At 69.3% G+C, this 25,128-nt stretch carries 25 protein-coding genes; 14 read left to right on the plus strand and 11 right to left on the minus strand.

Annotation, left to right across the window (positions count from 1 at the left end):
• Positions 1–357, minus strand: a complete 357-nt coding sequence (locus KLK06_RS57490) for a DUF1048 domain-containing protein (protein WP_214644366.1) — start codon at positions 355–357, stop codon at positions 1–3.
• Entirely contained in the window at positions 354–680 is a 327-nt protein-coding gene (locus tag KLK06_RS57495) for a PadR family transcriptional regulator (RefSeq protein WP_214644367.1), read from the minus strand. The genes KLK06_RS57490 and KLK06_RS57495 overlap by 4 nt, the downstream gene beginning before the upstream one ends.
• A gap of 444 nt (positions 681–1,124) precedes the next feature.
• Here KLK06_RS57495 and KLK06_RS62880 point away from each other — a divergent pair, with 444 nt between their 5' ends.
• Positions 1,125–1,829 carry an NIPSNAP family protein gene (locus KLK06_RS62880; protein WP_214644368.1) on the plus strand — a complete coding sequence of 235 codons (705 nt, stop codon included), beginning with the start codon at positions 1,125–1,127 and terminating at the stop codon, positions 1,827–1,829.
• A gap of 569 nt (positions 1,830–2,398) precedes the next feature.
• Here KLK06_RS62880 and KLK06_RS57505 read toward each other — a convergent pair.
• The gene (locus KLK06_RS57505; protein ID WP_214644369.1) at positions 2,399–3,865 is read right to left on the minus strand and encodes an NAD(P)/FAD-dependent oxidoreductase; all 1,467 of its coding nucleotides are present in this window, start codon (positions 3,863–3,865) and stop codon (positions 2,399–2,401) included.
• A 1-nt stretch (position 3,866) separates the two neighbouring features.
• A complete protein-coding gene (locus KLK06_RS57510; RefSeq protein WP_214644370.1) occupies positions 3,867–4,427 on the minus strand; it encodes a hypothetical protein in 561 nt (186 codons plus the stop codon).
• 333 nt (positions 4,428–4,760) lie between these two features.
• Between KLK06_RS57510 and KLK06_RS57515 the strand changes: the two genes are divergently transcribed.
• The 4 genes from KLK06_RS57515 to KLK06_RS57530 all read left to right on the plus strand — a co-directional run bounded on the left by KLK06_RS57515 (position 4,761) and on the right by KLK06_RS57530 (position 8,313).
• On the plus strand, positions 4,761–5,369 hold the full coding sequence (locus tag KLK06_RS57515; protein ID WP_214644371.1) for a TetR/AcrR family transcriptional regulator: 609 nt from the start codon (positions 4,761–4,763) through the stop codon (positions 5,367–5,369).
• Positions 5,370–6,106: 737 nt separating this feature from the next.
• Complete coding sequence (locus tag KLK06_RS57520) at positions 6,107–6,718, plus strand: dihydrofolate reductase family protein (RefSeq protein WP_214644372.1); 612 nt, start codon at positions 6,107–6,109, stop codon at positions 6,716–6,718.
• A gap of 39 nt (positions 6,719–6,757) precedes the next feature.
• A complete protein-coding gene (locus KLK06_RS57525; protein ID WP_214644373.1) occupies positions 6,758–7,081 on the plus strand; it encodes a YciI family protein in 324 nt (107 codons plus the stop codon).
• Positions 7,078–8,313, plus strand: a complete 1,236-nt coding sequence (locus KLK06_RS57530) for an RNA polymerase sigma factor (RefSeq protein ID WP_214644374.1) — start codon at positions 7,078–7,080, stop codon at positions 8,311–8,313. The genes KLK06_RS57525 and KLK06_RS57530 overlap by 4 nt, the downstream gene beginning before the upstream one ends.
• A gap of 284 nt (positions 8,314–8,597) precedes the next feature.
• Here KLK06_RS57530 and KLK06_RS57535 read toward each other — a convergent pair whose 3' ends face one another.
• Positions 8,598–9,464 carry a site-2 protease family protein gene (locus tag KLK06_RS57535; protein WP_308169016.1) on the minus strand — a complete coding sequence of 289 codons (867 nt, stop codon included), beginning with the start codon at positions 9,462–9,464 and terminating at the stop codon, positions 8,598–8,600.
• A gap of 443 nt (positions 9,465–9,907) precedes the next feature.
• A complete protein-coding gene (locus KLK06_RS57540) occupies positions 9,908–10,528 on the minus strand; it encodes an NADPH-dependent FMN reductase (protein ID WP_214644375.1) in 621 nt (206 codons plus the stop codon).
• 269 nt (positions 10,529–10,797) lie between these two features.
• On the opposite strand from KLK06_RS57540, the gene KLK06_RS57545 reads away from it, so the two are divergent.
• Complete coding sequence (locus KLK06_RS57545) at positions 10,798–11,673, plus strand: helix-turn-helix transcriptional regulator (protein ID WP_214644376.1); 876 nt, start codon at positions 10,798–10,800, stop codon at positions 11,671–11,673.
• 326 nt (positions 11,674–11,999) lie between these two features.
• Here the strand turns inward: KLK06_RS57545 and KLK06_RS57550 are convergent, their stop codons facing one another.
• On the minus strand, positions 12,000–12,539 hold the full coding sequence (locus KLK06_RS57550; protein ID WP_214644377.1) for a DUF1062 domain-containing protein: 540 nt from the start codon (positions 12,537–12,539) through the stop codon (positions 12,000–12,002).
• Between the two features lie 360 nt (positions 12,540–12,899).
• On the opposite strand from KLK06_RS57550, the gene KLK06_RS57555 reads away from it, so the two are divergent.
• The 3 genes from KLK06_RS57555 to KLK06_RS57565 all read left to right on the plus strand — a co-directional run bounded on the left by KLK06_RS57555 (position 12,900) and on the right by KLK06_RS57565 (position 17,491).
• Positions 12,900–13,697 carry an IclR family transcriptional regulator gene (locus tag KLK06_RS57555; RefSeq protein WP_308169018.1) on the plus strand — a complete coding sequence of 266 codons (798 nt, stop codon included), beginning with the start codon at positions 12,900–12,902 and terminating at the stop codon, positions 13,695–13,697.
• A gap of 114 nt (positions 13,698–13,811) precedes the next feature.
• Entirely contained in the window at positions 13,812–14,672 is an 861-nt protein-coding gene (locus KLK06_RS57560) for a fumarylacetoacetate hydrolase family protein (protein WP_214644379.1), read from the plus strand.
• Positions 14,673–14,701: 29 nt separating this feature from the next.
• Positions 14,702–17,491, plus strand: a complete 2,790-nt coding sequence (locus tag KLK06_RS57565; protein ID WP_214644380.1) for an FAD-binding and (Fe-S)-binding domain-containing protein — start codon at positions 14,702–14,704, stop codon at positions 17,489–17,491.
• A 331-nt stretch (positions 17,492–17,822) separates the two neighbouring features.
• Here the strand turns inward: KLK06_RS57565 and KLK06_RS57570 are convergent, their stop codons facing one another.
• A complete protein-coding gene (locus KLK06_RS57570) occupies positions 17,823–18,521 on the minus strand; it encodes a TetR/AcrR family transcriptional regulator (protein ID WP_214644381.1) in 699 nt (232 codons plus the stop codon).
• A 102-nt stretch (positions 18,522–18,623) separates the two neighbouring features.
• On the opposite strand from KLK06_RS57570, the gene KLK06_RS57575 reads away from it, so the two are divergent.
• Positions 18,624–19,787, plus strand: coding sequence for an NAD(P)/FAD-dependent oxidoreductase (locus KLK06_RS57575; protein WP_214644382.1), 1,164 nt, complete (start codon positions 18,624–18,626; stop codon positions 19,785–19,787).
• Positions 19,788–19,791: 4 nt separating this feature from the next.
• On the opposite strand, the gene KLK06_RS57580 is transcribed toward KLK06_RS57575, so the two are convergent.
• Complete coding sequence (locus KLK06_RS57580; protein WP_214644383.1) at positions 19,792–20,256, minus strand: hypothetical protein; 465 nt, start codon at positions 20,254–20,256, stop codon at positions 19,792–19,794.
• Positions 20,253–21,176, minus strand: coding sequence for a LysR family transcriptional regulator (locus KLK06_RS57585; RefSeq protein ID WP_214644384.1), 924 nt, complete (start codon positions 21,174–21,176; stop codon positions 20,253–20,255). The genes KLK06_RS57580 and KLK06_RS57585 overlap by 4 nt, the downstream gene beginning before the upstream one ends.
• 95 nt (positions 21,177–21,271) lie before the next feature.
• On the opposite strand from KLK06_RS57585, the gene KLK06_RS57590 reads away from it, so the two are divergent.
• The 3 genes from KLK06_RS57590 to KLK06_RS57600 are packed head-to-tail and all read left to right on the plus strand — an operon-like array spanning position 21,272 to position 23,738.
• On the plus strand, positions 21,272–22,192 hold the full coding sequence (locus KLK06_RS57590; protein WP_214644385.1) for an EamA family transporter: 921 nt from the start codon (positions 21,272–21,274) through the stop codon (positions 22,190–22,192).
• Between the two features lie 11 nt (positions 22,193–22,203).
• Positions 22,204–22,911, plus strand: a complete 708-nt coding sequence (locus KLK06_RS57595) for an alpha/beta hydrolase (protein ID WP_214644386.1) — start codon at positions 22,204–22,206, stop codon at positions 22,909–22,911.
• Complete coding sequence (locus KLK06_RS57600) at positions 22,908–23,738, plus strand: class I SAM-dependent methyltransferase (protein WP_214644387.1); 831 nt, start codon at positions 22,908–22,910, stop codon at positions 23,736–23,738. Before KLK06_RS57595 ends, KLK06_RS57600 begins: the two co-directional genes overlap by 4 nt.
• A 241-nt stretch (positions 23,739–23,979) precedes the next feature.
• Here KLK06_RS57600 and KLK06_RS57605 read toward each other — a convergent pair whose 3' ends face one another.
• Positions 23,980–24,255: a helix-turn-helix domain-containing protein gene (locus KLK06_RS57605; protein ID WP_214644388.1), complete on the minus strand. Its 276-nt coding sequence runs from the start codon at positions 24,253–24,255 to the stop codon at positions 23,980–23,982.
• 60 nt (positions 24,256–24,315) lie between these two features.
• Here KLK06_RS57605 and map point away from each other — a divergent pair, with 60 nt between their 5' ends.
• The gene (map, locus tag KLK06_RS57610; protein WP_214644389.1) at positions 24,316–25,083 is read left to right on the plus strand and encodes a type I methionyl aminopeptidase; all 768 of its coding nucleotides are present in this window, start codon (positions 24,316–24,318) and stop codon (positions 25,081–25,083) included.
• Positions 25,084–25,128: the final 45 nt, after the last annotated feature.

Genomic DNA, 25,128 nt, shown 5'->3' on the forward strand with positions numbered 1-25,128 from the left:
TCAGCCTCCTAGCCGGCCCAATTTCCTTGCGACGTTCCTGTTCAACTGCTCGCGCCACCGGTCGCGATAGCCTCGAGCCCCTGATCCGCCGGCCAGCGCCGCGCAGAAGCCCTCAATGTCGTCACCCAGCACCTCGTGAATGCTCTGCCCATCGGCCGCTGTCTCTTCGAGCAGCCCCAGAGCACCGTCGAGAATCGGCATCAGGTTTCGACCGGTGAAATCCCCGTACGGAAAAAGATGACCCTTGACCTTCTCCCACGCCGCCCGGTAGTCGGCCGGCAATGCCTCGGCCCGGGCTTCGAACGCCTTCCATTCCCTGGTGAGATCGCTGCCTGTCATGGTTTCCCAGAAGTTCATTCCCCACCCTCCTTGAGCTTGTCGATCCGTGATGTGATGTACTCCCATTTAGCCCAGAACGTCGCAAGTTCTTTGCGCCCCGCGTCATTGAGCGCATAGAACTTGCGCGGCGGGCCCAGCCCGGACGGTCGTTTCGTCACCTGGACGAGCCCGTTCTTCTCCAGCCGCAGCAGGATGGTGTAAACCGTCCCCTCGACGACGTCGGCGAAGCCGAGTTCGTTCAGCCGACGCGTGATGGCGTACCCGTAGGTCTCCTCGCTGCCGATGATTTCAAGCACGCAGCCCTCAAGCGTGCCCTTCAGCATCTCCGTCAGGTCGTCCATCGTGGGTCCTCTTCCGCCCCTAGTACTCGGTGGCACCGAGTACTACTACACAGTACCACCGAGTAGTGGGGCTACGGCACTGGCAGTACGCCAGAATCACCGCGTGGTGTAGGCGCCTCGCTGAGAGGGTCGCTTCTAGCAATCGTGGGAATCCAACGAACCTGCCTCTGACCTGTGGTTATGTTGGTTTTGGATATAGGGCGCTGCGGGCACCATCCAGATTCAAGGGACTTGTCTTGAGGCTCAGATCTTGCGGCGCCCCATCGTTGTCTGTGGTTGTTGACCTCCTATTGCCGGCCAGAGCGAGGTCGCGTCCGTGGATGTGACCTCAAGCGAACGCGACCTCGGCCTGGCGTCAGGAGGCCTGCTGCACGGCCCGGTAGATGATGCCATGGCCAGCCCCCAGGGCCTTGGCGATCTCGGCCACGGTGCGGGTATCTGACCGTGGATACCACCACCGTCGATACCAGGAGCGAAACCGCCATGAAACAGCCCGCGCCGATCAGCGGAGAAGACGTCGATCAGGAGCAGCAGAACATCCGGTACGAGCTCGCGATCCTTGCCTTTCGCCTGCTCGATGCCGAGAAGGCGGCTGCCGGAGTTGAACCCTGGGTGAACAGCCCTGACGCATATGGAAAGCTCCTTGGCTGCTGGCAAACGGAGAACGGCCCGCTGGGGCGCCTGATCGTGCTGCGCGGCTTCACCGACGACGCGGAGCTACTGCGGGAGCGGATGCGAGCGCGTGCCAGTGACCGGCCGTTCGGCGCCGGTGATCATCTGACCGATCTGACAACGCAGAGTTTCGTTCCGTTCCCGTTCATTCCGCCGGTGCAAACGGGCCAGTTCGGGCCGGCGTACGAGATCCGCGACTATCACCTCCGGCCTGGCGGCCTTCCCGCGACGATGGTGGGCTGGCGAAAGGCCTTGCCGGCAAGGCACCGCATCGATCCGTTGACGGTGGTGATGTACGCACTGGACGGTCCCGATCGTATTCTCCACATCTGGCCGTTTCACAGCCTTGACGAGCGGGTCGCCATCCGCAGGGATCTGTATGCGTCCGGGCTGTGGCCACCGCCGGGCGGGCCCGAGCAGATCCTCGAAGCCACCTCGGTGATCGCCTGGCCGACGCAGTTCTCTCCGCTCACCTGAGGACACCGGCCGCTGAACCGGCATTGAGCACCTGAGCCGGTCGCCCAGGATGCCGCCGCCCAGCGGCTCCAGCCTCCAGCGCGGGGCCAGCCGGTGGTCGGTCTGGCCTCCTGAGGGTCCCCCGGCACGGCGCCGGAAGCCCCAGCCCAAGGAGAAGAGACTCGCCTCCCGCGCTCGTGGCGCACTTGAACGCAGAGTTATGCGGAACTCCACCGGTATGGCCGCACCGTAGGTGGTGGCATGCCAGGCCGCGCACCAACTGCGTCTGCTTGTGATGATCGACGTAGCGGCCGAGTACTTCGCCGCACATCTGACAGGAGGGGCCGAAGGCCTCGGTCAGCACGCGGACGATCGGTCCAGCACCGATCGGCCAATCGTGCCGGTTGGTGTGGGTACGGCACCGGTACCAGCGCAGGGTCGGCGCGGCGGCCGACGGGCAGCACCGCCCAGCGCACCGTCATCGAGCCGTGCTGACCGCGCTCGCATCGGGGGCTGACGAGCATGTTGGATGGGAGCGGCTTGGCGTGACATCTTGTCCCGGCTCCGTCTGGGAGCTGCCGGCGTCCTCGTCACCGGCAGCTCCCGAGGTCTTGGCGCGGGGGGCCGTACGCCTCCAGCAGCCGCAGCCACACCTCGGAGACCGTGGGGAACGCCGGAACCGCGTGCCACAGCCGCTCCAGCGGAACCTCGCCGACGACCGCGATCGTCGCGGCGTGCAGCAGTTCTGCGACGTCCGGGCCGACGAGCGTGAAGCCGACGATCACTGTCCGGTCCTCGTCGACGACCATGCGGGCGTGCCCCCGGTAGCCGTCGGCGTGCAGGGCGGATCCGGCGACGGCGCCCAGGTCGTAGTCGACAACGCGGAACCGTACCCCGGCGGCCTCGGCCGCGGCCGCGGTCAGCCCCACCGACGCGATCTCCGGTTCGCTGAAGACCACCTGGGGCACCGCGCGCTCGTCGGCCGTGGCCACGTGTCGGCCCCAGCGGCCGTCCTCGACCGCTTCGCCCTTCGCCCGCGCCACGATGACGTCGCCGACCGCGCGGGCCTGGTATTTACCCTGGTGAGTCAGCAGCACTCGCCGGTTGACGTCACCGGCGGCATACAGCCATCCGTCACCGATCGGCGCCCCGTCCTCCCCGACCACGCGCAGCGTGTCGTCCACCGTGAGCCAGGCGCCCGGCATCAGGCCGACGGCGCCGAGACCGATGTCCTGGGTGTTCGGTATCCGGCCGATCGCCACCAGAACCTCGTCGGCCTCGACCCGCTCTCCGTCGGTCATCGTGATGTGCACCGTTCCGGCCTCGTCGCGGTGCACCGATGCGGCCTCCGCACCCAGGCGTACCGACACACCGGCCTCCCGCAACGACTCGGTGACCCGCTCGCCGGCGAACGGCTCGGCCAGCGGCAGCACACCGTCACGCGCCAGCATCGTCACCGAGGACCCCAGGGCGGCGAAGGCGGTCGCCATCTCCGACGCCACCACGCCACCGCCGATGATCGCGAGCCGGCCGGGGACCGCGCTCGCGGCAGCCGCCTCCCGGCTGGTCCACGGCGCGGCCTCGCGCAAACCAGGAATGTCCGGCAGCAGCGCGCCGCTTCCGGTCGCGATGACCACCGCATGCCGGGCCGTCAACGTGACCGGGACGCCGTCGTCGCCGGTCACCTCGACCACGTTCGCGGACACGATCCGGCCCTGACCACGGTGCAGAGCGATCCCGGCCGAATCGAGCCAGCCGACCTGACCGTCATCCTTCCAATGCGAGGCGAAGCCATCCCGGCGGCCCAGCACCGCGGCCGCGTCGAGACCGCCGGTCACCGCCTCGCGCGCTCCCGGCAACCGACGCGCCGCCCGCAACGCCGCCGCGCTGCGCAGCAATGCCTTGGTCGGCATGCAGGCCCAGTAGGAGCATTCCCCACCGACGAGCTCGCGCTCGACGATGGCGGCGCCGAGCCCGCCCTGCACCACCCGGTCGGCGACGTTCTCCCCGACCGGGCCGGCTCCGAGGACGACGACGTCGTAGGTGTTGCTGTCCATGTCAGTTTCCCTTCGCGGCGCGGCCGAGACGGAAGGCCGAGATGAGGAAGAAGATGCCGCCGGGGATGGCGTAGCCGGCCGCGTTGATCAGCGTCGGGTTGTTCGCGGAGGCACCAACGATGAACGACGCACCGGCGAGTACGGAGATGCCGCCGCTGATGATCATCGGCCACTGGCCGCCCATCTTGCGGCGGGTGACGCCCACGATCAGCTGGACCAGCCCGGCCACGACCGCCCAGGCGCCCCACACGCGCAGCACAGCCGGGATACCGGACGCGCAGGCGATGGCCACGCCGATGGCGGTGATCAGGCTGACCGCGATGTTCACGTACAGCAGGGCAGGTGATCCGGTGGTGCGCGACGCGCGGGCGTCGATGATGGCGGCGGCCACGTCGAACAGCGGGTAGAGCACGAGCAGAGTGACCGCGAGCGGACCCAGGTTCGAGGCGGTCGTGAACATCACGAGAGCCCAGACGATGGCGAACGCGAACCGGACGAAGTACAGCCGCCGCAGCGTGGACGCGGTCCCGGAAATACCGGGTGAAGCGGCGATAGTGCTCATGATGATCCTTTCGGTGGATGAGCGATGTGGAGAGCGGTTCAGCGCGGCCCGTGGTCGGCCTTCTCGATCAGGTGGGCGACCAGCGATCAGTGATGGCCTGGTCCTGCCTGCTGAGCAGGTACCAGGACGGGATGGTCTGCCAGGCCGCCGCCTCGCTCGTGCCGGCGGATGGCGCTGCGCGACGCTCCCGGTCGCGGCGGCCACTGGTGCGTACGTGGATACGACGAGCCGCTGCTACTCCCTCACTAGACCGAACGTTCTGTCGCGGCACAGCATGGCAACCTGCGGCGCAGCCTGTCAAGACCGAACGTTCTATCCGCTAGAGTGTTGGGTATGCCCAGCCAATCCGAAGGTCGGCCGTCCGAAGCGCGGTCCCGGCTGCTCAACACGGCCACCCGGCTCTTCTACGCGGAGGGCATCCACGTCGTCGGCATCGATCGCATCGTCGCCGAAGCGCAGGTGACGCGGGCCACCCTCTACCGGCACTTTCCCGGCAAGGAAGACCTTGTCCTCGCCTACTTGAACGAGGTCGACCGGGCCATGCGGGGTCAAGCGCACGAGGCCGTCGTCGCCGGACTACCGGCCGCCGACACCATCCGGGCCCTCAGCAAGTCCATCGCCCAAAGCATCCAGTCCCCCGGCTTCCGGGGATGCGCCTTCCTCAACGCTGCCGCCGAGTATCCCGACCCCGAGTCCCCGGTGCGCAAGGCCGTGCTCGCCCACCGCCAATGGTTCCTGGAAACCGTCACAGAACTACTGGCCAAGATCCAGGAGACCGGCGCCGAGCCCGCCGCCCGCCACTTCGTGATGATGCGCGACGGCGCCATGGCCGCCGGCTGCCTGTTCGACCCGGCGCTGATCTGCGAGACCTTCCTGCGCGGAGTCGAGAGGCTCCTGCAGGTTTATGCCGTTACCGACTACAGCGGACCGGCGGGCGCCTGAAGCCGCAGGCCTCCGCTCAGGAACGAAGCGGTCGAGCCCCTGCCGGCGGTTGCCGGCCGGATCCCACGGCGCGGCGGCGGTATTCACCTGGCATGACGGTCGGCCGCGGAAGCACGTTCCGGACTACTTGGGGGCAGACCAAGTACGAGAGAAAGGGACAGTGGGGTGTTGAGGTGCTGCTCAGAGGGTGTGTTTGTCAGCTGATGTGACCTTCCGCGTGGGTTTGGTTGCGGTTTGATGGACAGGGCCGTTCGGCGCGGGTGCTGCATGTGTTCTTCACGCCGTCGGCGGAGGAGGTGGCTTGCCCGGAGAGGTCTGGCCGGACCACGCGCATCGCAAGTTGGTACGGCAGCGTCAAGGGGTGAAGTACGACGCAGGGCGAGGCCGGCCGGGCCCGGATGGAGGGTCTGCTCGTCGTCGGGCCGGACGGGAAATCGACGTTCAACCGGCTCAAGAAGCCCGCCCAGCGGGCCACCTGGTCGCGATTCCGCGGGCAGGTGAAGTGGCTGGATCAGGTGGATGCGCTCGGTGACACCGACGCGTGGCTGGACGGCATCGCGCCGTCCGAGATCGCGCAGTCGCCGCGACACTGTCGTGCTGTCGGATCGCTGACGACCGGCGTCCCGGAAAATTCTTCAAAGAAGTCCGGGAGGCGGTGTCGGATCGGGGCGGGGGTGTTCGTAGCAGGGGTGAGGTCGCCCGCAAGGGGGCGGCGCCGAGGTAAAGGAACCGCGATCATGAAGCTGACGACCGTGACTCAGGTCACCATCGATGGAGTGATGCAGGGAAACGGCGGTGCGTCGGATGAGGACCGCAGGAACGGATTCGAGCGCGGCGGATGGGCCCCGGGGGCGGGTGACGACGAGACCAGGACGTTCATCACGCAGACCTACCAGCGCGCCGAGGCGTTCCTGTTCGGCCGGCGCACCTACGAGTTGTTCGCCGGCTCCTGGGGATCAATCGACCAGATGCGCGCACATCCCATCGGCGTGGCCTTGAACCAGGCCCCCAAGTACGTTGCCTCGACCACGCTCACCGCGCCGCGTTGGGAGGACACGACCGTTCTCCGCGGTGACCTCGCGGCGGCCATCAGTGAGCTGAAGGCCAAGCCCGGGGGTGAGCTGCAGGTGCACGGCAGCGGCGCCCTGACCCGGTGGCTGCTGGAGAACGACCTGGTCGACGAGATGATTCTGATCGTGGTCCCGGTGATCCTCGGCCAGGGCGCGAGACTGTTCCCGGAGACCGGTCCGGATCTCGCGCTCGACCTGGTCGAGTCGCGGGTCGACTCGAAGGGCGTGACGATCCAGGTCTACCGGCCGGCCGGGCGCCCGCGGTATGCAACGGCCTGAAGTCCCTACCACCGAACCATCACAGGAGATGATCTTCAGATGCAGTACCTGGTTTCCGTGATCGATGACAAGAGCAATCCCGGCAGCACGGACAGGCAGCCTGCCATCAGCGCGTTCAACGAACGACTGATCGCCGAGGGCTACTGGGTTTTCGCGGGCGGACTCGCGGACACCGACGCGGCCACGGTCATCGACAACCGGGGCGAGCAGGCGGTGGTCAGCGACGGGCCCTTCGTGGAGTCGAAGGAGTACCTCGCCGGCGTCTGGGTGTGGGAGGTCCCCGATCTGGATGTGGCGCTCAAGCTCGCCGCCGAGGCGTCGAAGGTCTGCGATCGGAAGATCGAAGTGCGGCCGTTCCAGTGAGCGACGTCGAGGAGGCGATCACTCGGGCCCACCACGACGAGTGGGCGCGGGTGGTGGCCGCCCTGACCAGGCGCTTCGGTGACCTCGACATCGCCGAGGAGGCGGCCGCCGAGGCGTTCACGACCGCCGTCGAGCGGTGGCGGGCCGACGGCCTGCCCCCCAACCCGGGCGCGTGGCTGACCACCACCGCCAACCGCAAGGCCATCGACCGGATCCGGCGCGAGAACAAACGCGACGACAAGCACAAGGAGGCTCAGATGCTGCACGACAACACCCCACCCGAGCCGCTGGGCGCCATCGACGACGACCGGCTTCGGCTGATCTTCACCTGCTGTCACCCGGCGCTGGCGGTGGAAGCGCGCGTGGCGTTGACGCTGCGCATGGTCGGCGGTCTGACCGTGCCCGAGATCGCCCGTGCCTTCCTGGTGCAGGGGAGCACCATGGAGCAGCGCATCACCCGCGCGAAGGCCAAGATCAAGGCGGCTCGCATCCCCTATCGGATGCCGTCCGCCGACGATCTGCCGGCACGTGTCTCCGGCGTCCTGGCCGTCCTGTTCCTCGTCTTCAACGAGGGCTACCTGGCCAGCGGTCCCGACACCGATCCCGTACGACACGACCTGACCACCGAGGCGATCCGGCTCACCCGCCTGATCCGCGCGCTCCTGCCGCAGGACGGAGAAGTGGCCGGGCTGCTGGCGCTGATGCTCCTGACCGAGGCGCGCCGCCCCGCCCGGGTCTCGGCCGGCGGCGAACTGGTCGCTCTCGACGAGCAGGACCGTGGGGCCTGGGACGCGGCGCTGATCGCCGAGGGTCACCGGCTGGTGCGCGAGCGCCTCGCCGCTGCCGCCGCCGGGGTGGCTCCGGGTCGCTACCAGATCCTCGCGGCGATCAACGCCGTGCACACCTCCGCCCGCGACATGCGCGACACCGACTGGTCGCAGGTCCTCGCCCTCTACGACCAGCTCGTCCGCCTCGACCGCTCGCCGATCATCGCCCTCAACCGGGCCATCGCCGTGGCCGAGCTCGACGGGCCGGAGGTGGCACTGGCCATCGTTGACCGCCTCGCCGAGGCGTTGGCCGGCTATCACGCCTACCACGCCACCCGCGCCGACCTGCTGCGCCGGCTGGGCCAAAGTCAGCAGTCACGCGCGGCCTACGACCGGGCCATCGAGCTGGCCGGCAACACCGGCGAGACCGCCTACCTCACCCGCCGCCGCGACCAACTGCAGTAGCGCCCGCGTTTGAAGCGCCGGGTTGCGGCGGCCGTAGAGTCGCGGGACGTTACCCGATTGCGATCGCTCCCGGACGAGACGAGAGCAACCGTCCGTGGCCACACCACACGAAGATCGCCAGGCCCATCGAGCGATCCAAGTCGCACACGGTGCACCACGTGAGAGGCCGGAGGAACCGCGCGGGGTCCTCGGCCACCAGTTCCTCCTGCGTCCCCGGAGGCGCCGCGCACCAGAACGCCAGCCGGTCGTCATGATGGTGGTCGCGAACATCACGAACCGGTCCGTCAGTTCGTCAGCGTGAGCGGGTTGACCAGGTCGGCGTAGACGAGCAGGCCTGCCATGATCATCATTACCAGCGCCGCCGCGTACGTCAGCGGCAGCACCTTGGCGATGTCGACGTACTTGGGCTTCGGCCGCCGCATGACCTTGGCGTAGGCCCGCTTGAGCCCCTCCCAGAGCCCGCCCGCGATGTGCCCGCCGTCGAGCGGCAGCAGCGGGATCAGGTTGAACATGCCGACCGCCAGGTTGAAGCCGGCCAGCAGGCTGACGAAGGTGGCGATCTTCTCCTCGTCGGACAAGTCGGAGGCCAGGATCTCGCCGCTCATGCGGCCCGCGCCGACCATGCCCACCGGGCCCTCGGGGTCGCGTTCCTCGCCGGAGAAGGCTGCGTGCCAGATGCCGACCATCTTGTCCGGCAGGTTGAAGATCGAGCCCGCCACCCTGGCCGTCTGCTCGCCCATGTAGCCGATCACCTGGCCGACGCTCTGCTGTTCCATCACCTTGGTGGGCCGCACGCCGAGGAAACCGACGTTCTTGTCGATCTTGTCGGGGTCTTCGAGGTTGGGCTGGTCTTGGGCGATGAGCGTGACGTCGAATGTCATCGGCTTGCCATCGCGCACGATGCCGAGCTTGACCCGGCCGGGGCCGTGGGAGCGGATCAGGCGCTTGGCGTCGTCCCAGGAGCCGATCGTGGCGCCGTTGAAGGAGACCATGTGATCGCCCGGCTTGAGGCCTGCCTGCGCGGCCGGGGTGAGCTGGTCGCCGGGCTTGCAGAGCTTCAACGTGAGCTGATCGTGGCCAACACCAACGACGGACTGGCCGCAGACCGGATCCGAAAGGTAGCGGCGGCGTGGATGGTGCGGCGCATCCACCCCCACTCCTTCAACGCCGCGGCCAGGGTGTTCTGCCGAAAGGCGGCTGACCACTTCCCGACGATGGCGAGGCGGTGGCCTCCCCGAACTTCAGCGATCCGCCCATCCGCAGAGCACTCGCAGATCAGGTCCTTGTTCCACCGGTCGGCCAGCAGCGGCCCGGTGTGCAGGTAGAGCGCGTTGGTCGCCGCCGGGGGTGTCGACCCGCAGCATGGTGATCCTGCCCAGATCGCGCATCCAGGGTGTAGTGGCCCTCGCGGGTGGTTGGCATCTTGACGCGGGGCGAGCAGCGGCGATCGTCACAGCGTCGACGAAGACCACGGCGATGGAAGCGCCCACCGATGGCCAGGATCGCTCGCTCCCACCCGAAGGGGGTGCGACCGCTGAAGACCTGGAACGTGCTGCCGTCGAGCGGGCCACGCGTGAGGAGCGGGTGGCGTGGATCAGGTCGGCCCGGGCCGGGGATCGGCGCTGGCGGTGGGGTCCCGCAGCGCCCGGAGGGCGTGGGACCATGCGAGGACTTCATCCAGCATGAGGGTCAGGGCGGTTTCTTGGCGTTCGCCGGGGGCACAGACGCCGGCCTTGGAGTCGGTGAAGTCGAAGTCGAAGTACGGGTTGATCGCGACTTGGGCGTGTACGTCGGCGACTTTGATCTCGCCCATGGTCTGCCGCAGTTGTTCGGCGGCGCGGGTGCCGCCGTAGACCCCGTAGCTGACGATCCCGGCTGCCTTGTCGTTCCATTCCGCGTACAGGTAGTCGATGGCGTTTTTCAGCGCGGCGGGGATGGCGCTGTTGTACTCCGGGGTGACGAACACGAAGCCATCGAACCTGCCGATCGTGGCCGCCCACCGCTTGGTGTGTGCATGTTGGTAGGAACCGATGACTGCGGGCGCGGGCTCGTCCAGTAACGGCAGCTCGTAGTCGGCTATGTCGACGAGTTCGAGGCCGGCCTCCCCGGCCGTGACGGCGGGGTGCCGGCCGGCGGCCTCGGCGACCCACCGGGCCACGTCCTCTACGCGGCGCCCGGGGCGGGTGCTGCCCAGGATGATCGCGATCTGGATCATGGGCCTCTCCTCAGGTTCTGTCTCGGTCGGGGTATGACCTTTTGCTCGCCGCCAGGCTGGTGCCGACATCACCGCCTCGGGATCGGGATCGTGAAGCACCCCCAATGGGGTGACGTGCGGCGCGCAGCGGCCCCGGCTCAGGAAGGCGCTCTCACCGTCGGTGAAGGTGCTCATGCCTACGAGCGTCCCGGAGCTGGGCGGGTCCGGGCCAGGCTGCGGTTTTCCTAGCCCTGGCAGGGCCAGGCTCGCCGTGAATACAATCGCAGTTGATGACCGAGACAGAGCTGGGCGCGTTTCTACGCGCGCACCGCGAGGCGGTCCCGCCGGCCGCGGTCGGGCTCCCGAACGGGAACCGGCGCCGCACACCCGGGCTGCGCCGGGCCGAGCTGGCCACGCTCGCCGGCGTGAGCGTGGAGTACCTCACCCGGCTGGAGCAAGGACGCGACCGCAGCCCGTCCACCCAGGTGCTCGCCGCGCTCTCGGAGACGCTGGGCCTTTCCCGTGACGAGCGGATCCACCTGCACCGGCTGGCGAAGACCACCGGCGGCGGCGCGTGTGACGGGGCCGCCGCGGCGCGGGCCCGGACGGTGCGCCCGACCGTGCGGGCGCTGCTGGACCAGCTCGAGCCCGCGCCGGCGCTGGTCGCCAACCGGCCCGGCGACCTGCTCGCGTGGACGGCCGGATTCGCGCGGCTCGCCGGCCCGACCGGGCTGCTGGAGGCCGAGCCACCGAACCTGGTCCGGTACGCATTCACCGACCCGCGGGCGCACGATGCCCACCCGGACTGGGACGCGGTCGCCGGCGAGCGGGCCGCCGCGCTACGGGCCGCGGCAGCGCTCGGCGACTCGCACGCGGCACTGCTCGCCGAGGAGCTGACGATCACTGCCGACGCCGGCTTCCGCGACCGGTTCGAGGGCTCGGCCGCACTGCCCGCGCGCACCGGCGTCGAGCGGTGGGCGCACCCGGAGGTGGGGGAACTGCTGCTGGCGTACGAGAGCCTGGAACTGCCTGACCCCGACGAGCAGCGGCTGGTCGTCTACCTCGCCTCCGACGAAGCCACCGCCGCCGCCCTCGACCGCCTCAATGACCATCACCCCGCCGCATCGAGCACCGTGGGCGACCACGATCCACGAGCCCATCGCTAGCAGGCCGACCGCCGGCAAGCCACTCGCCGCAGTACCCGATCACCAGGCGCCGAGAGAGTCCCGAATATGGGGGCGACATGGACCCGGTCATCACTGTCGATTTCCGAAGTCGCCCGCACATGGCTGCTGTAGGTAGCTGATCCGCTGGCCATCTCATCGCGGCGCCGCCGACGGGCGGCGGACAGGGCCGTTGCGAGTGGTCGGCGACCGCGCCGCTGGCCCGCTCCGGGCACACCCTGGCCGTTCAGCGGCGACTCCGTGCCTCTGGAGCCGCCGCTGAACGAGGCGTATTTCGTACGGATGCTTGAGCCGCGGCTACATGCCCGCTAGTCCCCGGCCATCACGGTAAAGGTGAACCCGGCGCTTGTCGTACGGCGCAGCGGAATGTCGCACTTGATCCGGCGTAGCACCTCGTTCCTGCTGAGGCCGAGCCCCTGCGCGATGAGCCGGTCCGGGCGCACCGGCACCGGGTCCTTGAAGACGACCTCCACCTGGACCGGCCACGCCTCGTCGAGCCATGCCGACGGGGCGTCCAGCCGCCAGGCCCCCTTCCAGTCCAGGGTGAAGCGGTTGCGCCGGGCGAGCAGCGGATCCAGCAGCCGGGACGCCACGAGCTCTGGATCGCCGGCGTGGTAGCCGTCGAGCTCGGCCGGATCGAAGGATCTGACCGGCGCTCGCTCGTGCACGGTGAGCTTGCTCGTCCGATCGCAGGACACGCAGCGGACCAGCAGCCACACATCCAGCAGCTTGCCGTTGGCGTTGACGCGGAACCTGCCCTCGCCGGTGGTGGCCGACTCCGACAGGCAGTCCACGCACCGCAACGACAGCAGAGGAAGCCTGGTCCGGTGAACGACCCAGGGCAGCACAGTATGAGGTTGTGAAGACATGATCTCTCTAGACCTGACACGAGGCCGATTGCGCGCGGCCTCAAGCGCTGTATGACCGGGCGCACACGGGCAGCCCGGCAGAGCCGACGGGAGGGTCGGCTTGAAGGTGAGCGGAAGAAGGTGTCAGGTCTAAAGAGCAGGCGGGGTCACGCGGTTTTGTCCTCTGTCCTCACAGCGACGGGGCCGCAGGCAACCTACGGGAACGTGGAAGGAAGGCTCAACCGGTTTTCCGGCGGCGGCGGGTCCCTCAGCCGGCTCCGGCCGACGCACTTCGCCATGACAGAAGCGCTCATCGAGGAGAACTTCCGTTTGGTGGAACGGTGGTCTAACATTCGGAACGTGTTCTCGCAAAACGTGGCCGAGTCGGCGATCGATGCCGACGCCGGCTCCAGGCTGGTCGGGTCCGACCGCGTGCTGGCGGTGCTGGCCGAGCTGGCGCGCCATCCCGATGGGATCGGGCTGGAGGAGATGGCGCGCGCGGTGGCCAGCCCGAAGCCGACGGCGCATCGGGCGCTGGCCGCGCTGCGCCGGGCCGGGTTCGCCGCGCAGAACGATCACGGCCGTTACGTGCTGGGGGACGAGTTCCTGCGGATGGCTTTCGCGCACCACGAGGCGCGTCCCGATCACGTGCGTGTCGCGCCGGTGTTGAAGGCGCTGTGCGACCGTTACGGCGAGACGGTTCATTATGCGGTGCTGGACGGGACATCGGTGGTCTATCGGTCCAAACTCGACCCGTCTGCCGGGGCGGTACGGCTGACCTCGGTCGTCGGTGGCCGCAACCCGGCGCACTGTACGGCTGTGGGCAAGGTGCTGCTGGCCGACGCCCTGCGGGACGAGGACGCGGTCCGCGCCTGGGTGGGGAACCGGACGCTGGAACGCCGCACCGAGCGCTCGATCGGCACGGTCGAGGAGCTGCACGCCGAGCTGGTACGCATCCGCGAGCAGGGTTACGCCGCCGACGACCAGGAGAACGAGCCGGGCGTCAACTGCGTGGCGGTCCCGGCCTACTTGACCTCGCCCACCGTGCCCAGCGGCGCGATCAGCGTCAGCGGCCTGGCCTACCGCACCCCTTTGCAGACGCTGATCGACGACCTGGCCGCCATCCGCGCCATTGCTTCCGGACACGATCCCTCGTGACGGAGGACCTGGCGGCCCACCCCGGTTCCGGCCGGCTGTTCACGGCGAAGGCCGGAGCGCGCGGCCTGCCCACGCCCAACTGAGCCCGCTCAACTGAGATTCGGAGAAGCACTCGTGTACCTGATGCGCATCGGCGCGCCCGGCGCCGAAAAGCCCGTCGTTCGCGTGGACGACACCCACTACGCCGACGTCTCCGACGTCACCCCCGATTTCGACGAGAAGTTCTTCGGCGCGGGCGGCACCGCCCTGCTCGCCCAGCCGGTGGCCGATCGGATCGCACGCGGCGAGGTGCACGCCTTCGCCGGTGAGCGCATCGGCGCCCCGATCGCCCGCCCACACCAGATCCTGTGCATCGGCTTGAACTACAGCGACCACGCCGCCGAGACCGGGCAGGCCGTGCCGGACGAGCCGATTCTGTTCACCAAGTCGCCCAACACCCTCATCGGCCCGTACGACGACGTGCGCATCCCGCGCGGCTCCACCAAGACCGACTGGGAGGTGGAGCTGGGCGTCGTGATCGGCAAGCGCACCTCCTACCTGGACTCGATCGAGGAGGCGCACGAGGCCATCGCGGGCTACCTGGTGGTCAACGACGTCAGCGAGCGCGCCTTCCAGATGGAGCGCGGCGGGCAGTGGAGCAAGGGCAAGTCGGCCGAGACGTTCAACCCGGCCGGGCCATGGCTGGTCACCCCCGACGAGATCGCCGACGTCGGGAACCTGGGCATGTGGCTGAATGTCAACGGGGTGCGCCGTCAGACCGGCATCACCAAGACGATGATCTTCGACCCGTATGTCATCGTGCACCACCTGAGTCAGTTCATGGTGCTGGAGCCCGGCGATCTGATCAACACCGGCACCCCGCCGGGTGTCGGCATGGGCTTGACCCCGCAGGTCTGGCTGCAGCCGGGCGACGTCATGGAGCTCGGCATCGACGGGCTCGGCAGCCAGCGACAGAACGTCCTCGGACCCCGCTAATTAGATAGACCTGCGAAGAGAGCACCAGCGTGACTGATCCTGAATCTCAGCGCCTGAGCGCGTCCGACCCGGCCATCCTGGCCGCGGTAGAGGCGGCCGTCCCGGGCATCGCCCGCACGCGGGCGAGCGATCGGCTCGGCATGGCGCACGACGCCTCGCACTACCTGCTCACCCCGCAGGCGGTGCTGGTGCCCGAGAGCGCCGAGCAGGTCGCGGCGCTGCTGCGGACCGGGCTGCGCCTCACCTTCCGCTCGGGCGGCACCAGCCTGAGCGGCCAGGCAGTGAGCGAGCATCTGCTGGTGGACACCCGCCGGCACTTCCGCTCGATCGAGGTGCTCGACGACGGGGCGCGGGTACGGGTGCAGCCGGGCGCCGTGCTGCGGCAGGTCAACGCCCGGCTCGCCCCGTACGGCCGCAAGCTGGGCCCGGACCCGGCCAGTGAGTCGGCGTGCACGATCGGCGGCGTCGTGGCCAACAACTCCAGCGGCATGACCTGCGGCACCCACGCCAACACCTACCAGACCCTGGAGTCGATGACCCTCGTGCTGCCCAGCGGCACCGTCCTTGACACCGCGGCCCCTGATGCCGACACCCGCCTGCGCGCGTTGGAGCCCGAGCTGGCGGCGGGCCTGGAGCGGCTGCGTGAGCGAATCCGCGGCAACCCGGACTCGGTGCGCCGGATCACCGCCCAGTTCTCGCTGAAGAACACCATGGGTTACGGGCTCAACAGCTTCCTCGACCACGACAGCCCCGCGCAGATCCTCGCCCACCTGGTCATCGGCAGCGAGGGCACGCTCGGATTCGTCGCCGAAGCGGTCCTGCGCACGGTCGCGGCCCACCGCCTAGCCGCCACCGGCCTGCTCGTCTTTCCGACCCTGCGCCAGGCGATGGCGGCCATGCCCGAGCTGGTGGCGGCCGAACCCGCCGCCGTCGAGTTGCTGGACGCCGAATCCCTGCGCGTCGCCCAGACCGACGCCAAGGCCGACGACGTCCTGCGTACGCTGGCCGTGCACGAGCACGCCGCGCTCCTGATCGAATGGCAGGAATCCGACGCCGACCGGCTCGGTGGGCGCGAACGCGCGGCCGAGCACGCGTTCGCCGCACTGCACCTGGCCGCCCCGGCCCGGCTCAGCAGGGACGGCGGCGGCCGGGCCGCGCTGTGGCACATCCGCAAGGGCCTGTACGCCACCGTCGCCGGAGCCCGCCCCAGCGGCACCACCGCCCTGCTGGAGGACGTCGCCGTCCCCGTGCCCGCTCTGGCCGACCTCTGCGACGACCTGACCTCCTTGTTCGCCAAGCACCGCTACGAGCGCAGCGTCATCTTCGGCCACGCCAAGGACGGCAACCTGCACTTCATGCTCAACGAACGCTTCGGCAGCGACCTGCGACGCTACGCCGACTTCACCGAGGACATGGTCGAAGCCGTCCTCGGCCGCGGCGGCAACCTCAAAGCCGAACACGGTACCGGCCGGGTCATGGCCCCCTTCGTCCGCCGCCAGTACGGCGACGAACTCTACGAGGTCATGCACGAGGTCAAGCGCCTGTGCGACCCGGCCGGCACCCTCAACCCCGGCGTCGTCCTGACCGACGACCCCGACGCGCACCTGCGCGACCTCAAGACCGTCGTCACCGTCGAGCCCGAGGTCGACCGCTGCGTCGAATGCGGCTACTGCGAGCCCGTCTGTCCCAGCCGGGACCTGACCACCACCCCCCGCCAGCGCATCGTGCTGCGCCGCGAACTGGCCGCCGCCCAAGCCGCCGGTGACCACGCGCTGGCCCGGCAACTGGAGCGCGAGTACCGCTACGACGCCGTGGACACCTGCGCCGTGGACGGCATGTGCGCCACCGCCTGCCCCGTCCTCATCAACACCGGCGACCTGACCAAACGTCTGCGCGCCGAACGCCACGGCCGCGCCGCGCAGGCGGGCTGGAAGAGCGCCGCGAGACACTGGGACGGCGTCACCCGGGCGATGAACCTGGCCCTGGACACCGCCGCGACGCTCACGCCCAAGCTGGCCGAAGGCGCCGCCACGGCCGCCCGAGCCCTCACCGGCCTGGACTCCGTCCCCGCATGGACCAAAGACCTGCCCCGCGGGGGGACGCGCCGCCGCCCGGCTCCAGCCGACAACCCCGACGCCGTCTACCTGCCGTCCTGCCTGAACACCCTGTTCGCCCCCGCGGACGGCGGCCCCGGCGTGATGACCGCCTTCCAGCGCCTGGCTCAACGCGCCGGCCTGCGCCTGCACATACCGCAAGAGATCGCGAGCCTGTGCTGCGGCACGCCCTGGTCCTCCAAGGGCTACACCGACGGCCACGAGGCCATGGGCCGCCGCGTCCGGAACACGCTGCTGGCGGCCACCGGCAACGGCCGCGTCCCCGTCGTCAGCGACGCCGCCTCCTGCACCGAAGGCTTCGACCACCTCGTTCCCACCCTTCAGGTGGTGGACGCGGTCGCCTTCACCGCCGAGCACATCCTGCCCCGCCTACCTGTCCCCCGCCGCCTGCCCTCCCTCGCCCTCCACCCCACCTGCTCCTCCACCCGCCTCGGCCTGGACGCCGCCCTCACCCGGATCGCCGAGACGATCGCGGAGGAGGTCATCGTCCCCGACGGCTGGCAGTGCTGCGCCTTCGCCGGCGACCGCGGCCTGCTCCACCCGGAGCTGACCGCCTCGGCCACCCGCGCCGAAGCCGCCTCCGTGGCCGGCGCGAACTGCGGCGCCCACGCCTCGGTCAACCGCACCTGCGAACTCGGCCTGACCCGCGCCACCGGCCGGCCGTACCACCACCTCCTCGAACTCCTCGACCTGGCCACCGCCTGATAAACGGTCCAAGGCCACCGTTTATCGGTGTACGACTCCGGGGTCGGGGTCGAGGGTGATGGAGTCCAGGTTGACGTTGCCGTTGTCGTTGGGGCCGAAGGTGAAGGTGAGCGGGGTGGCCGGGGTGAGGGGGAGGCTGAGCTGGTGCTCCGACCAGGTGCCGGTGTGGTAGGTGCGCAGGCACGCGCCGCTGAGGAGCTGCGCGGATTCCGCTTCGATGCTGCGGGGCCCGGCCCCGCGACGAGCGCCTGCAGACCACCTTGAAGATCCTGCTCCGCAGCCGCCGTACTCGGTCTTCGGCCGCGCGCCAGTCGATGCCTGAATCGCGGCATCACGCGGGCGGTCGCGGGTCGGCGGTCGTGTTCAGGCCGTTCAGGAGCAGGTCGAGGCCGGTGGTGAATTGGTCGCGGTCGTCGTGGTCGCGAAGGTCCGTGGTGGTGCGCGTCAGGAAGGGGTAGTCGGCGGGGTCGAGTTCTTCCCAGCGTTCGGCGGTCTGGGTGAGGAAGGCGTCGCGGCTGGTGGTCGAGTCGAGGGCGCTGCGTGGGGCGATGATCTGGGCGCTGACGCCGGTGATGTAGTAGGAGATCGCGGTGGAGACCGCGAAATGCCGTTCGGCGGGCAGCCCGGTTCGTGCGACAAGGGTGCCGATGCGGTCGAGCAGGCGCAGCGCGTTCGCCAGCGTGGCCGGCGCGGTGACGTGGGAGGCTGCCCACGGGTGCCGATCAAGGGCATCGAAGACGGCGATGGCGAGCGCGCGCAGCCCGGCGCCGGCGCCTTCCTCGAGGCGCGGGACCGCGGCGAAGGCGTGGCCGAGCACCTGATCGGCGGCCAGGGCGACGAGCTCGTCCTTGTTCGCCACGTGCCAGTACAGCGCGCCGGGTCCGGTGTTCAGCTGTTTGGCCAGCAGCCGGAAGGTGAGTCCCCGCTCGCCGCGCTCGTCCAGCAGCGCGACGGCCGCGCCGACGATTATCTCTCGCGAGAGGGCGTCGGCACGCCCCCCGGTGGGTGCCCTTCCTCGTGTCCGTGGCATGGCCTCATTTTGACACACCCTGGACCGACGTTCCATATTACTTATGGAACGCCGATCCATATGGATGCCCGGCGCTCCGCCCGTACAGAAACGAGGAAGCCCATGAACACCAGCCACCACCCGATCGCCATCGTCGGCGCCGGCCTCGGCGGCCTGACCCTCGCCCGGGTCCTGCACGTCCACGGCATCCCCGCAACGGTCTACGAGGCCGACCCCTTGGCGATGTCCCGCACGCAGGGCGGCCAGCTCGACATCCACCAGGACGACGGGCAGCGCGCGCTCGCCGACGCCGGCCTCACCGACGAGTTCCGCGCGATCATCCACGAAGGCGCTGAGGCGTCGCGCGTGCTCGACCAGCACGGCAAGCTGCTGTTCGACTCCCCCGACGACGGCGCGGCGCGGCGTCCCGAAGTGCTCCGCGGAGACCTGCGCCGGATCCTGCTCGACTCCCTGCCCGAGCAGACCGTCCAGTGGGGACACAAGGTCACCGGTGTCCGGCCCCTCGGCGACGGCCGGCACGAGCTGACCTTCGCCGACGGCTCGACCGTGACCAGCACTCTCCTCGTCGGCGCCGACGGCGCCTGGTCGAAGATCCGCCCACTGCTGTCCGACGCCAGGCCCGAGTACGTCGGCACGACGTTCATCGACACCTACCTGTACGACGCCGACGAGCGGCACCCCGCCACGGCCGAGGCGGTCGGTGTCGGCGCGATGTACGCGCTGACACCGGGCAAGGGGATCATCGCGCACCGCGAGGCGGGCAACATCCTGCACACCTACGTCGAGCTGAAGCGCCCCGCCGAGTGGATCGCCGGCATCGACTTCACCGACGCCGCCGCCGCGACCGCTCGGGTCGCGGCCGAGTTCGACGGGTGGGCTCCGGAGCTCACCGCGCTGATCACCGACGGCGAGACCGCTCCGGTCGCGCGCATGATCCACACACTCCCGGACGGACACCGATGGGAGCGCGTGCCCGGGGTGACGCTCCTCGGCGATGCCGCGCACCTGATGCCGCCGTCCGGTGACGGCGCGAACCTGGCGATGTTCGACGGCGCCGAACTCGGTAAGGCAATCGCCGCCCACCCCGACGACTTCGAGGCGGCACTGACCGCCTACGAACAGGCGTTGTTCCCGCGCACCGAGACCTTCTACGCCGACGCGCACGAAGTGCTGGACCTCTGCCTCGGCGACCGCGCACCGTTCGGATTCATCGACCTCTTCAACGGTGATCCCCAGGGCCAGGCCGGGGCGCAGGGGCAGCTTTAAGCCATCAGGTGGCATCACCCAACTGTTCGGTCAGCCGCTCCAGGCCGCCCTTGATGAGCAGACCATATTCGTCGTCGCCAAGCGCGCCGATCTCGGCCCGCGCCTGCCGCAGGTGCTCACGGGCGCGACCGAGATCGCCCAGCTTGCGATAGCACTCGCTCACATTGAGGTGCAACGACGGATACAAGCCCGCGACCGAAAGCGTCACCCCGGCCTGCGCCACCCGCTCATCAGTGACCAGACCGACGGCGGCAAGCGCCCGCAGATCCCACACCAACTCCTGGTGCACGTCGTCCTGCACGTCGGCCATCGCGTGGGCAAGAACGCAAACATGCAGCGGGTCGCCTTCCTCGCCGCCGATGTCATCCCAGATCTGCGCGAACAACTCGCTAGCGGCTTCACGCTGACCTCGGTGGTGATGCAGCTCCACCCCCTGGCCGATCCGGATGATCGTCGGGTCGGTGATCATGAGCGGCCCCTTCGCCGGCGCGGCAACCGCACGTCGGCCAGGTCGGACGCGACCTCGACGGCGATCTCGATCGCTCGAGCCGCCAAGGGAGAGTGGGTACGGCCGGCCCGCCAGTGCAGGCATATCTCGCGTGGGGAAATGGCCGGTCGCAGCTCGTGGACACGGAGCCGGTCGTCGGACTCGGCGTCGGCGGCGTGGATGGCGAGCCACGGCAGCACTGCCGATCCCATCCCGGCTCGCACCATCGACAGCAGCGTCTCGTTGCCTGCCGTACGGAAGACGATCTTCGGGTTCGCGCCGGCGCGGGTGAATGCCTCCTCCATCCTGGGCTGGTCGCAGGTCGACGGCCAGGCCACCAGCGGTGCGCCGTCGAGCCGGCCCAGCGGGACCGAATGCTCGGAGAAGGTGCCGCGCCTGGCCACCAGCAGGTACGGATCGTCGAGCAGCTTGACATGCTCGACGTCACCGTCGAGGGGGCCGTCGTAGAACAGCAGGTCGAGGTCGCCGATCTGAGGCGCCTCCGGTTCTTCCTCCGACAGCCGGATGTCGCAGCCGGGGTGCTCGTCGCGCAGCCGACGTACGACGACTGGCAAGATCACCGTGGATACGCTCTGGAAGGTGCCGATGTCGATCCGGCCTTCGCCGGCCTGGAACCGGTCCACGGCCTCGGCCAGAGCCGCCGCCTTCGCCAGCAGCTCGCGTCCGTGCTCGAGGACGAGGGCGCCGAGCGGTGTGATCCGTACCGGCCTGGGCCCGCCCGGTCGGTCGAACACCGGGCCGCCAACGGACCTCTCCAACGCGGCGATCTGCTGGCTCACGGTCGACTGGGTGTAGCCGAGCCGGGCAGCCGCCCGGCCGAACGAGCCCTCCTCAACGACGGCGGCCATCGCGGCCAGGTGCCGCAGTTCGAGATCGGTCACGGCTCCCAGCGTACTCCCAGTCATCGCTTCTAGCGATCGAGTTGATCGGAAACAATCGCTTTTCACGATGGCGCCGGGCTCCTAGCGTGGCAGGCATGACAGCAACCGCCGTTGCACCGACAAAAGCTCGAAGCCCTCTCCTGCTCGTCGGAGCCGCCCTGGCGATCGTCTACATCGTCTGGGGCTCGACGTACCTCGCGATCCGGATCATGGTCGAGGAGATGCCTCCCTTCGTGAGCGCCGGGGTCCGCTTCCTGACGGCTGGCCTGCTGGTGGGCGGGGCGCTGGCGGTGCGTGGCGGTCTGGGTCGACTGGCCGTGACCCGTCGGCAACTGCTGGGGTGCGCGCAGATCGGGCTCCTGCTGATCGTGATGGGCCAAGGCCTGGTGACCCTCGCCGAGCACGGCGGAGCTCCGTCGGGGATCACGGCGTTGCTGATCGCCGCGGTGCCGCTGTGGGTGATCTGCCACCGCCTCCTGTCGGGCGAACGCCCCGCCGGCCGGACGGTCGCGGGCGTGGCGATGGGCTTCGGCGGCCTGGTCGTGGTGGTCACCGCGAACGGTCTCGGTGGCGCCTTTCCGATCTGGACCATGGCCGTCGTCCTCGTCGCCGGCCTGTCGTGGGCGTTCGGCTCGTGGTATCAGCCGCGGATCGGGCTGCCGCGTGACCCGTTCGTGGTCGCGGTCTACGAGATGCTCATCGGTGGCGGGGCACTGACGATCATCGGGCTGGCGAGCGGCGAGCGCTTCGATCCGGTCGCCTACTCAGGTCGCTCGTGGGCGGCGTGGAGCTACCTGGTCCTGTTCGGATCCGTCCTGGCGTTCTCCGCCTACATCTGGCTGCTGCAGTCGACGGCGACCTCCTTGGCGGCCACGTACGCCTACGTCAATCCGCTGGTGGCCGTGTGCCTGGGATGGCTGATCCTCGCCGAACCGGTGACGGTGCCGACCCTCGTCGGAGGCCTGATCACGGTACTCGCGGTCGCCGTCGTCGTACGCTCCGAATTCCAACGATGAAGGGAAAGTCCATGAGCACGTTCGTGTTGATTCACGGCGGAGGAGACGTCGGATGGTCCTGGCACCTGGTGGAGGCCGAGCTACGAGCGCGCGGGCACGACGTGCTGGCTCCCGACCTTCCGGGCGATGACGAGTCCAAGACCCTGGCGGACTACGCCGACGCCGTGGTCGAGGCCGTCGGCGACAAGCAGAACCTGGTCGTCGTGGGCCACTCCTTCGGTGCGTTCACCGCCCCGCTTGTCGCCGATCGGCTGCCCGTCGATGTGCTGGTCCTGTTGGCCGGCATGATCCCGTCGCCGGGTGAGTCGCCGGATGAGTGGTGGGCCAACACCGGCTGCCAGAGCGCGGTGGAGGAGCAGGCCAAGCGCGATGGCGGTTTGACCGGCAACGCGGATCCATACGTGAGCTTCTACCACGATGTACCGCGAGAGCTGGCCAAGGAGGCGATGGGCAAGGAGCGCGCGCACCCGTCGACGGCCGCGTCGGCCGCTCCGTGGCCGTTGGCCGCGTGGCCGAACGTACCGACGAGGTTCGTGCTCTGCAGCGAGGACCGCTTCTTCCCGCCCGACTTCTTTCGCCGGCTGGTGCCCGAGCGCCTGGGCATCGTCCCCGACGAGATCGCGGGCAGCCACTGCGTCGCACTCAGCCGCCCCAAACAGGTGGCGGACCTGCTGGTGGGCTACGCGACTGCCGCATCTGCCACGAGGATCGAGCAGTGAAGCGCTCCACGACGCGACGGAACTCCGAGCCGACCGCAGGCACCAGGCACACCGACCTGTTCGACTACGACGCAGAACTGCGCCTGCACAACGAACTCTTCCGCGCCGCTGCCCGCGTCGGCCCCCGCGACCATGTGCTCGACATCGGCTGTGGCATGGGCCAGTCCACGCGCGAGGCCGCCCGCGCCGCCGTCACCGGAAGCGCGGTAGGCATCGACCTCTCCGCGCCAATGCTCGAACGGGCCCGTCAGCTCAGCGACGACCAGGGACTGCCCAACATCACCTACCAGCTAGCGGACGCGCAGGTTCACCGCTTCCCACCAGCGCATTTCGACCTCTGTATCAGCAGGTTCGGAGCGATGTTCTTCGCCGACCCAGTGGCGGCGTTCACCAATATCGGGCGCGCTCTGCGCCCCGCGGCGCGCCTCGTGCTGCTGGTCTGGCAAGACCGCGACCGCAATGAATGGGCCTCCGCGATCCGCCAGGCCCTCACCGCCGCAGCATCCACACCCGCCCCTTCCACCGGCGGTCCAGGCCCGTTCTCACTCGCCGATCCGACCATCACGCAAGGCATCCTGGCGGCGGCAGGCTTCACGCAAGTCAGCTTCACCGACGTGCACGAACCCGTCTTCTACGGCCCGGACACCGCCACCGCCTTCGATAACGTGCTCCGCCTACAGGAATACAAAGACCTGCTTGCCAACCTCGACACCGCGACAGCCGAGCAAGCACGCACGCGGCTACGCGCCACCCTCGCCGCCCACAACACCGACAGCGGCGTGTACTTCGACTCACGTGCCTGGATCATCACAGCGCGCCGTCACTGACCACCACCGCACCCAACCTGACCCAAGCAAACCAGCCGGCCAATGCCCCTGCTCCGCGACCGCTGAGCATGACCTTGACCCACGAGCTCAGAGTCCGACGAATCACGGTGAACGCGGTTGCTCCCGGCGCCCCCCGGACGGCGACCAACGGATCGGCCTTCGAATCACGGAGCCGCAGGTAGCGGGCGACGAAAATGGTCTTCTGCGCGCGGCCGACCTCCAGTGGTCGCTGACCTTTCCCTCAGGCCGAGAGCGCCGGTTCCTGCCAATCCGGGTTGTGCGCGCACGCGGCCACCAACTCGTCCAGAGACACGTGCAGCGCCGTGGCCAGGGCCGCGATGGTGAAGAAAGCCGGGGTCGGGGCCCGGCCGGTTTCGATCTTGCGTAAGGTCTCGGCGGAGACTCCTGCCGCGGCGGCGACCTCCGCCATGCTCCGGCTGCCGCGTGCCTGCCGCAACAGCGAGCCGAACCGCTCGCCGCGTTCCCGTTCCCATGGGGCCAAAGCAGTCCTCACCATGACCGTGATACTAATACCGGTATAAGTATTGGATTCGACTGAGGCGGGGAGCCACAGCACATGGTAGAGATCAAGACCGATGCCGCGATGGACGCGATGCGGGAAGCCGGGCGCGTGGTGGCCCGCGCCCTGGCCGCAGTGCGAGAAGCAGCCGGCGTCGGGGTGTCCTTGCAGGAACTCGACGAGGCGGCCCGCGCGGTTCTGGCCGAGGCGGGGGCCGGTTCCCCATTCCTCGGGTACCGGCCGTCCTTCGCCCCGGTGCCCTTCCCCGCCGTGATCTGCACCTCCGTCAACGACGCCGTGTCGCACGGCATCCCCACCGGCTACCGGCTGCGGGACGGCGACCTGGTGAGCATCGACTGCGGCGCCGAGCTTGACGGCTGGGCCGGTGACGCGGCCATCACCTTCACCGTCGGAACTCCGCGCCCCACCGACCTCGACCTGATCGACGCCACCCAACAGGCCCTCGACGCCGGCATCGCCGCCGCTCAGGTCGGCAGCCGCCTCGGCGACATCTCCCACGCCATCGACACCGTCGCCCGCAAGGCGGGCTGCGGCATGCCCGCCGACTTCGGCGGTCACGGCATTGGCCGCCGCATGCATGAAGACCCTCATGTCCCCAACCGCGGCCGCCCCGGTCGCGGTTTCCCCCTCCGCCACGGCCTGGTCCTCGCCCTCGAGCCCATGCTCATGGCCGGCGGGCAGAACACCTACCGCACCGGCACCGACGGCTGGACCCTGCGTACCACCGACGGCAGCCGGGCCGCCCACATCGAGCACACCGTCGCCATCACCGACCAGGGCCCCCGCATCCTGACCCTGCCTTGACCTTCGTGCCTAATGGGCGGCGCCCGGCCCCGAGCCCTTCTGAGA

The organism is Nonomuraea sp. NEAU-A123, assembly GCF_018603905.1.
Classification (GTDB): Bacteria; Actinomycetota; Actinomycetes; order Streptosporangiales; family Streptosporangiaceae; genus Nonomuraea.

What these genes read in the sequence shown, in the direction of transcription:
- map (WP_214644389.1), top strand. Translation starts at nt 24,316, where the DNA reads ATGGTAGAGATCAAGACCGATGCCGCGATGGACGCGATGCGGGAAGCC.
- KLK06_RS57525 (WP_214644373.1), top strand. Translation starts at nt 6,758, where the DNA reads ATGCAGTACCTGGTTTCCGTGATCGATGACAAGAGCAATCCCGGCAGC.
- KLK06_RS57575 (WP_214644382.1), top strand. Translation starts at nt 18,624, where the DNA reads ATGAACACCAGCCACCACCCGATCGCCATCGTCGGCGCCGGCCTCGGC.
- KLK06_RS57505 (WP_214644369.1), bottom strand. Translation starts at nt 3,865, where the DNA reads ATGGACAGCAACACCTACGACGTCGTCGTCCTCGGAGCCGGCCCGGTC.
- KLK06_RS57490 (WP_214644366.1), bottom strand. Translation starts at nt 357, where the DNA reads ATGAACTTCTGGGAAACCATGACAGGCAGCGATCTCACCAGGGAATGG.
- KLK06_RS57605 (WP_214644388.1), bottom strand. Translation starts at nt 24,255, where the DNA reads ATGGTGAGGACTGCTTTGGCCCCATGGGAACGGGAACGCGGCGAGCGG.
- KLK06_RS57545 (WP_214644376.1), top strand. Translation starts at nt 10,798, where the DNA reads ATGACCGAGACAGAGCTGGGCGCGTTTCTACGCGCGCACCGCGAGGCG.
- KLK06_RS57520 (WP_214644372.1), top strand. Translation starts at nt 6,107, where the DNA reads ATGAAGCTGACGACCGTGACTCAGGTCACCATCGATGGAGTGATGCAG.
- KLK06_RS57510 (WP_214644370.1), bottom strand. Translation starts at nt 4,427, where the DNA reads ATGAGCACTATCGCCGCTTCACCCGGTATTTCCGGGACCGCGTCCACG.
- KLK06_RS57595 (WP_214644386.1), top strand. Translation starts at nt 22,204, where the DNA reads ATGAGCACGTTCGTGTTGATTCACGGCGGAGGAGACGTCGGATGGTCC.
- KLK06_RS57540 (WP_214644375.1), bottom strand. Translation starts at nt 10,528, where the DNA reads ATGATCCAGATCGCGATCATCCTGGGCAGCACCCGCCCCGGGCGCCGC.
- KLK06_RS57590 (WP_214644385.1), top strand. Translation starts at nt 21,272, where the DNA reads ATGACAGCAACCGCCGTTGCACCGACAAAAGCTCGAAGCCCTCTCCTG.
- KLK06_RS57580 (WP_214644383.1), bottom strand. Translation starts at nt 20,256, where the DNA reads ATGATCACCGACCCGACGATCATCCGGATCGGCCAGGGGGTGGAGCTG.
- KLK06_RS57495 (WP_214644367.1), bottom strand. Translation starts at nt 680, where the DNA reads ATGGACGACCTGACGGAGATGCTGAAGGGCACGCTTGAGGGCTGCGTG.
- KLK06_RS57570 (WP_214644381.1), bottom strand. Translation starts at nt 18,521, where the DNA reads ATGCCACGGACACGAGGAAGGGCACCCACCGGGGGGCGTGCCGACGCC.
- KLK06_RS57515 (WP_214644371.1), top strand. Translation starts at nt 4,761, where the DNA reads ATGCCCAGCCAATCCGAAGGTCGGCCGTCCGAAGCGCGGTCCCGGCTG.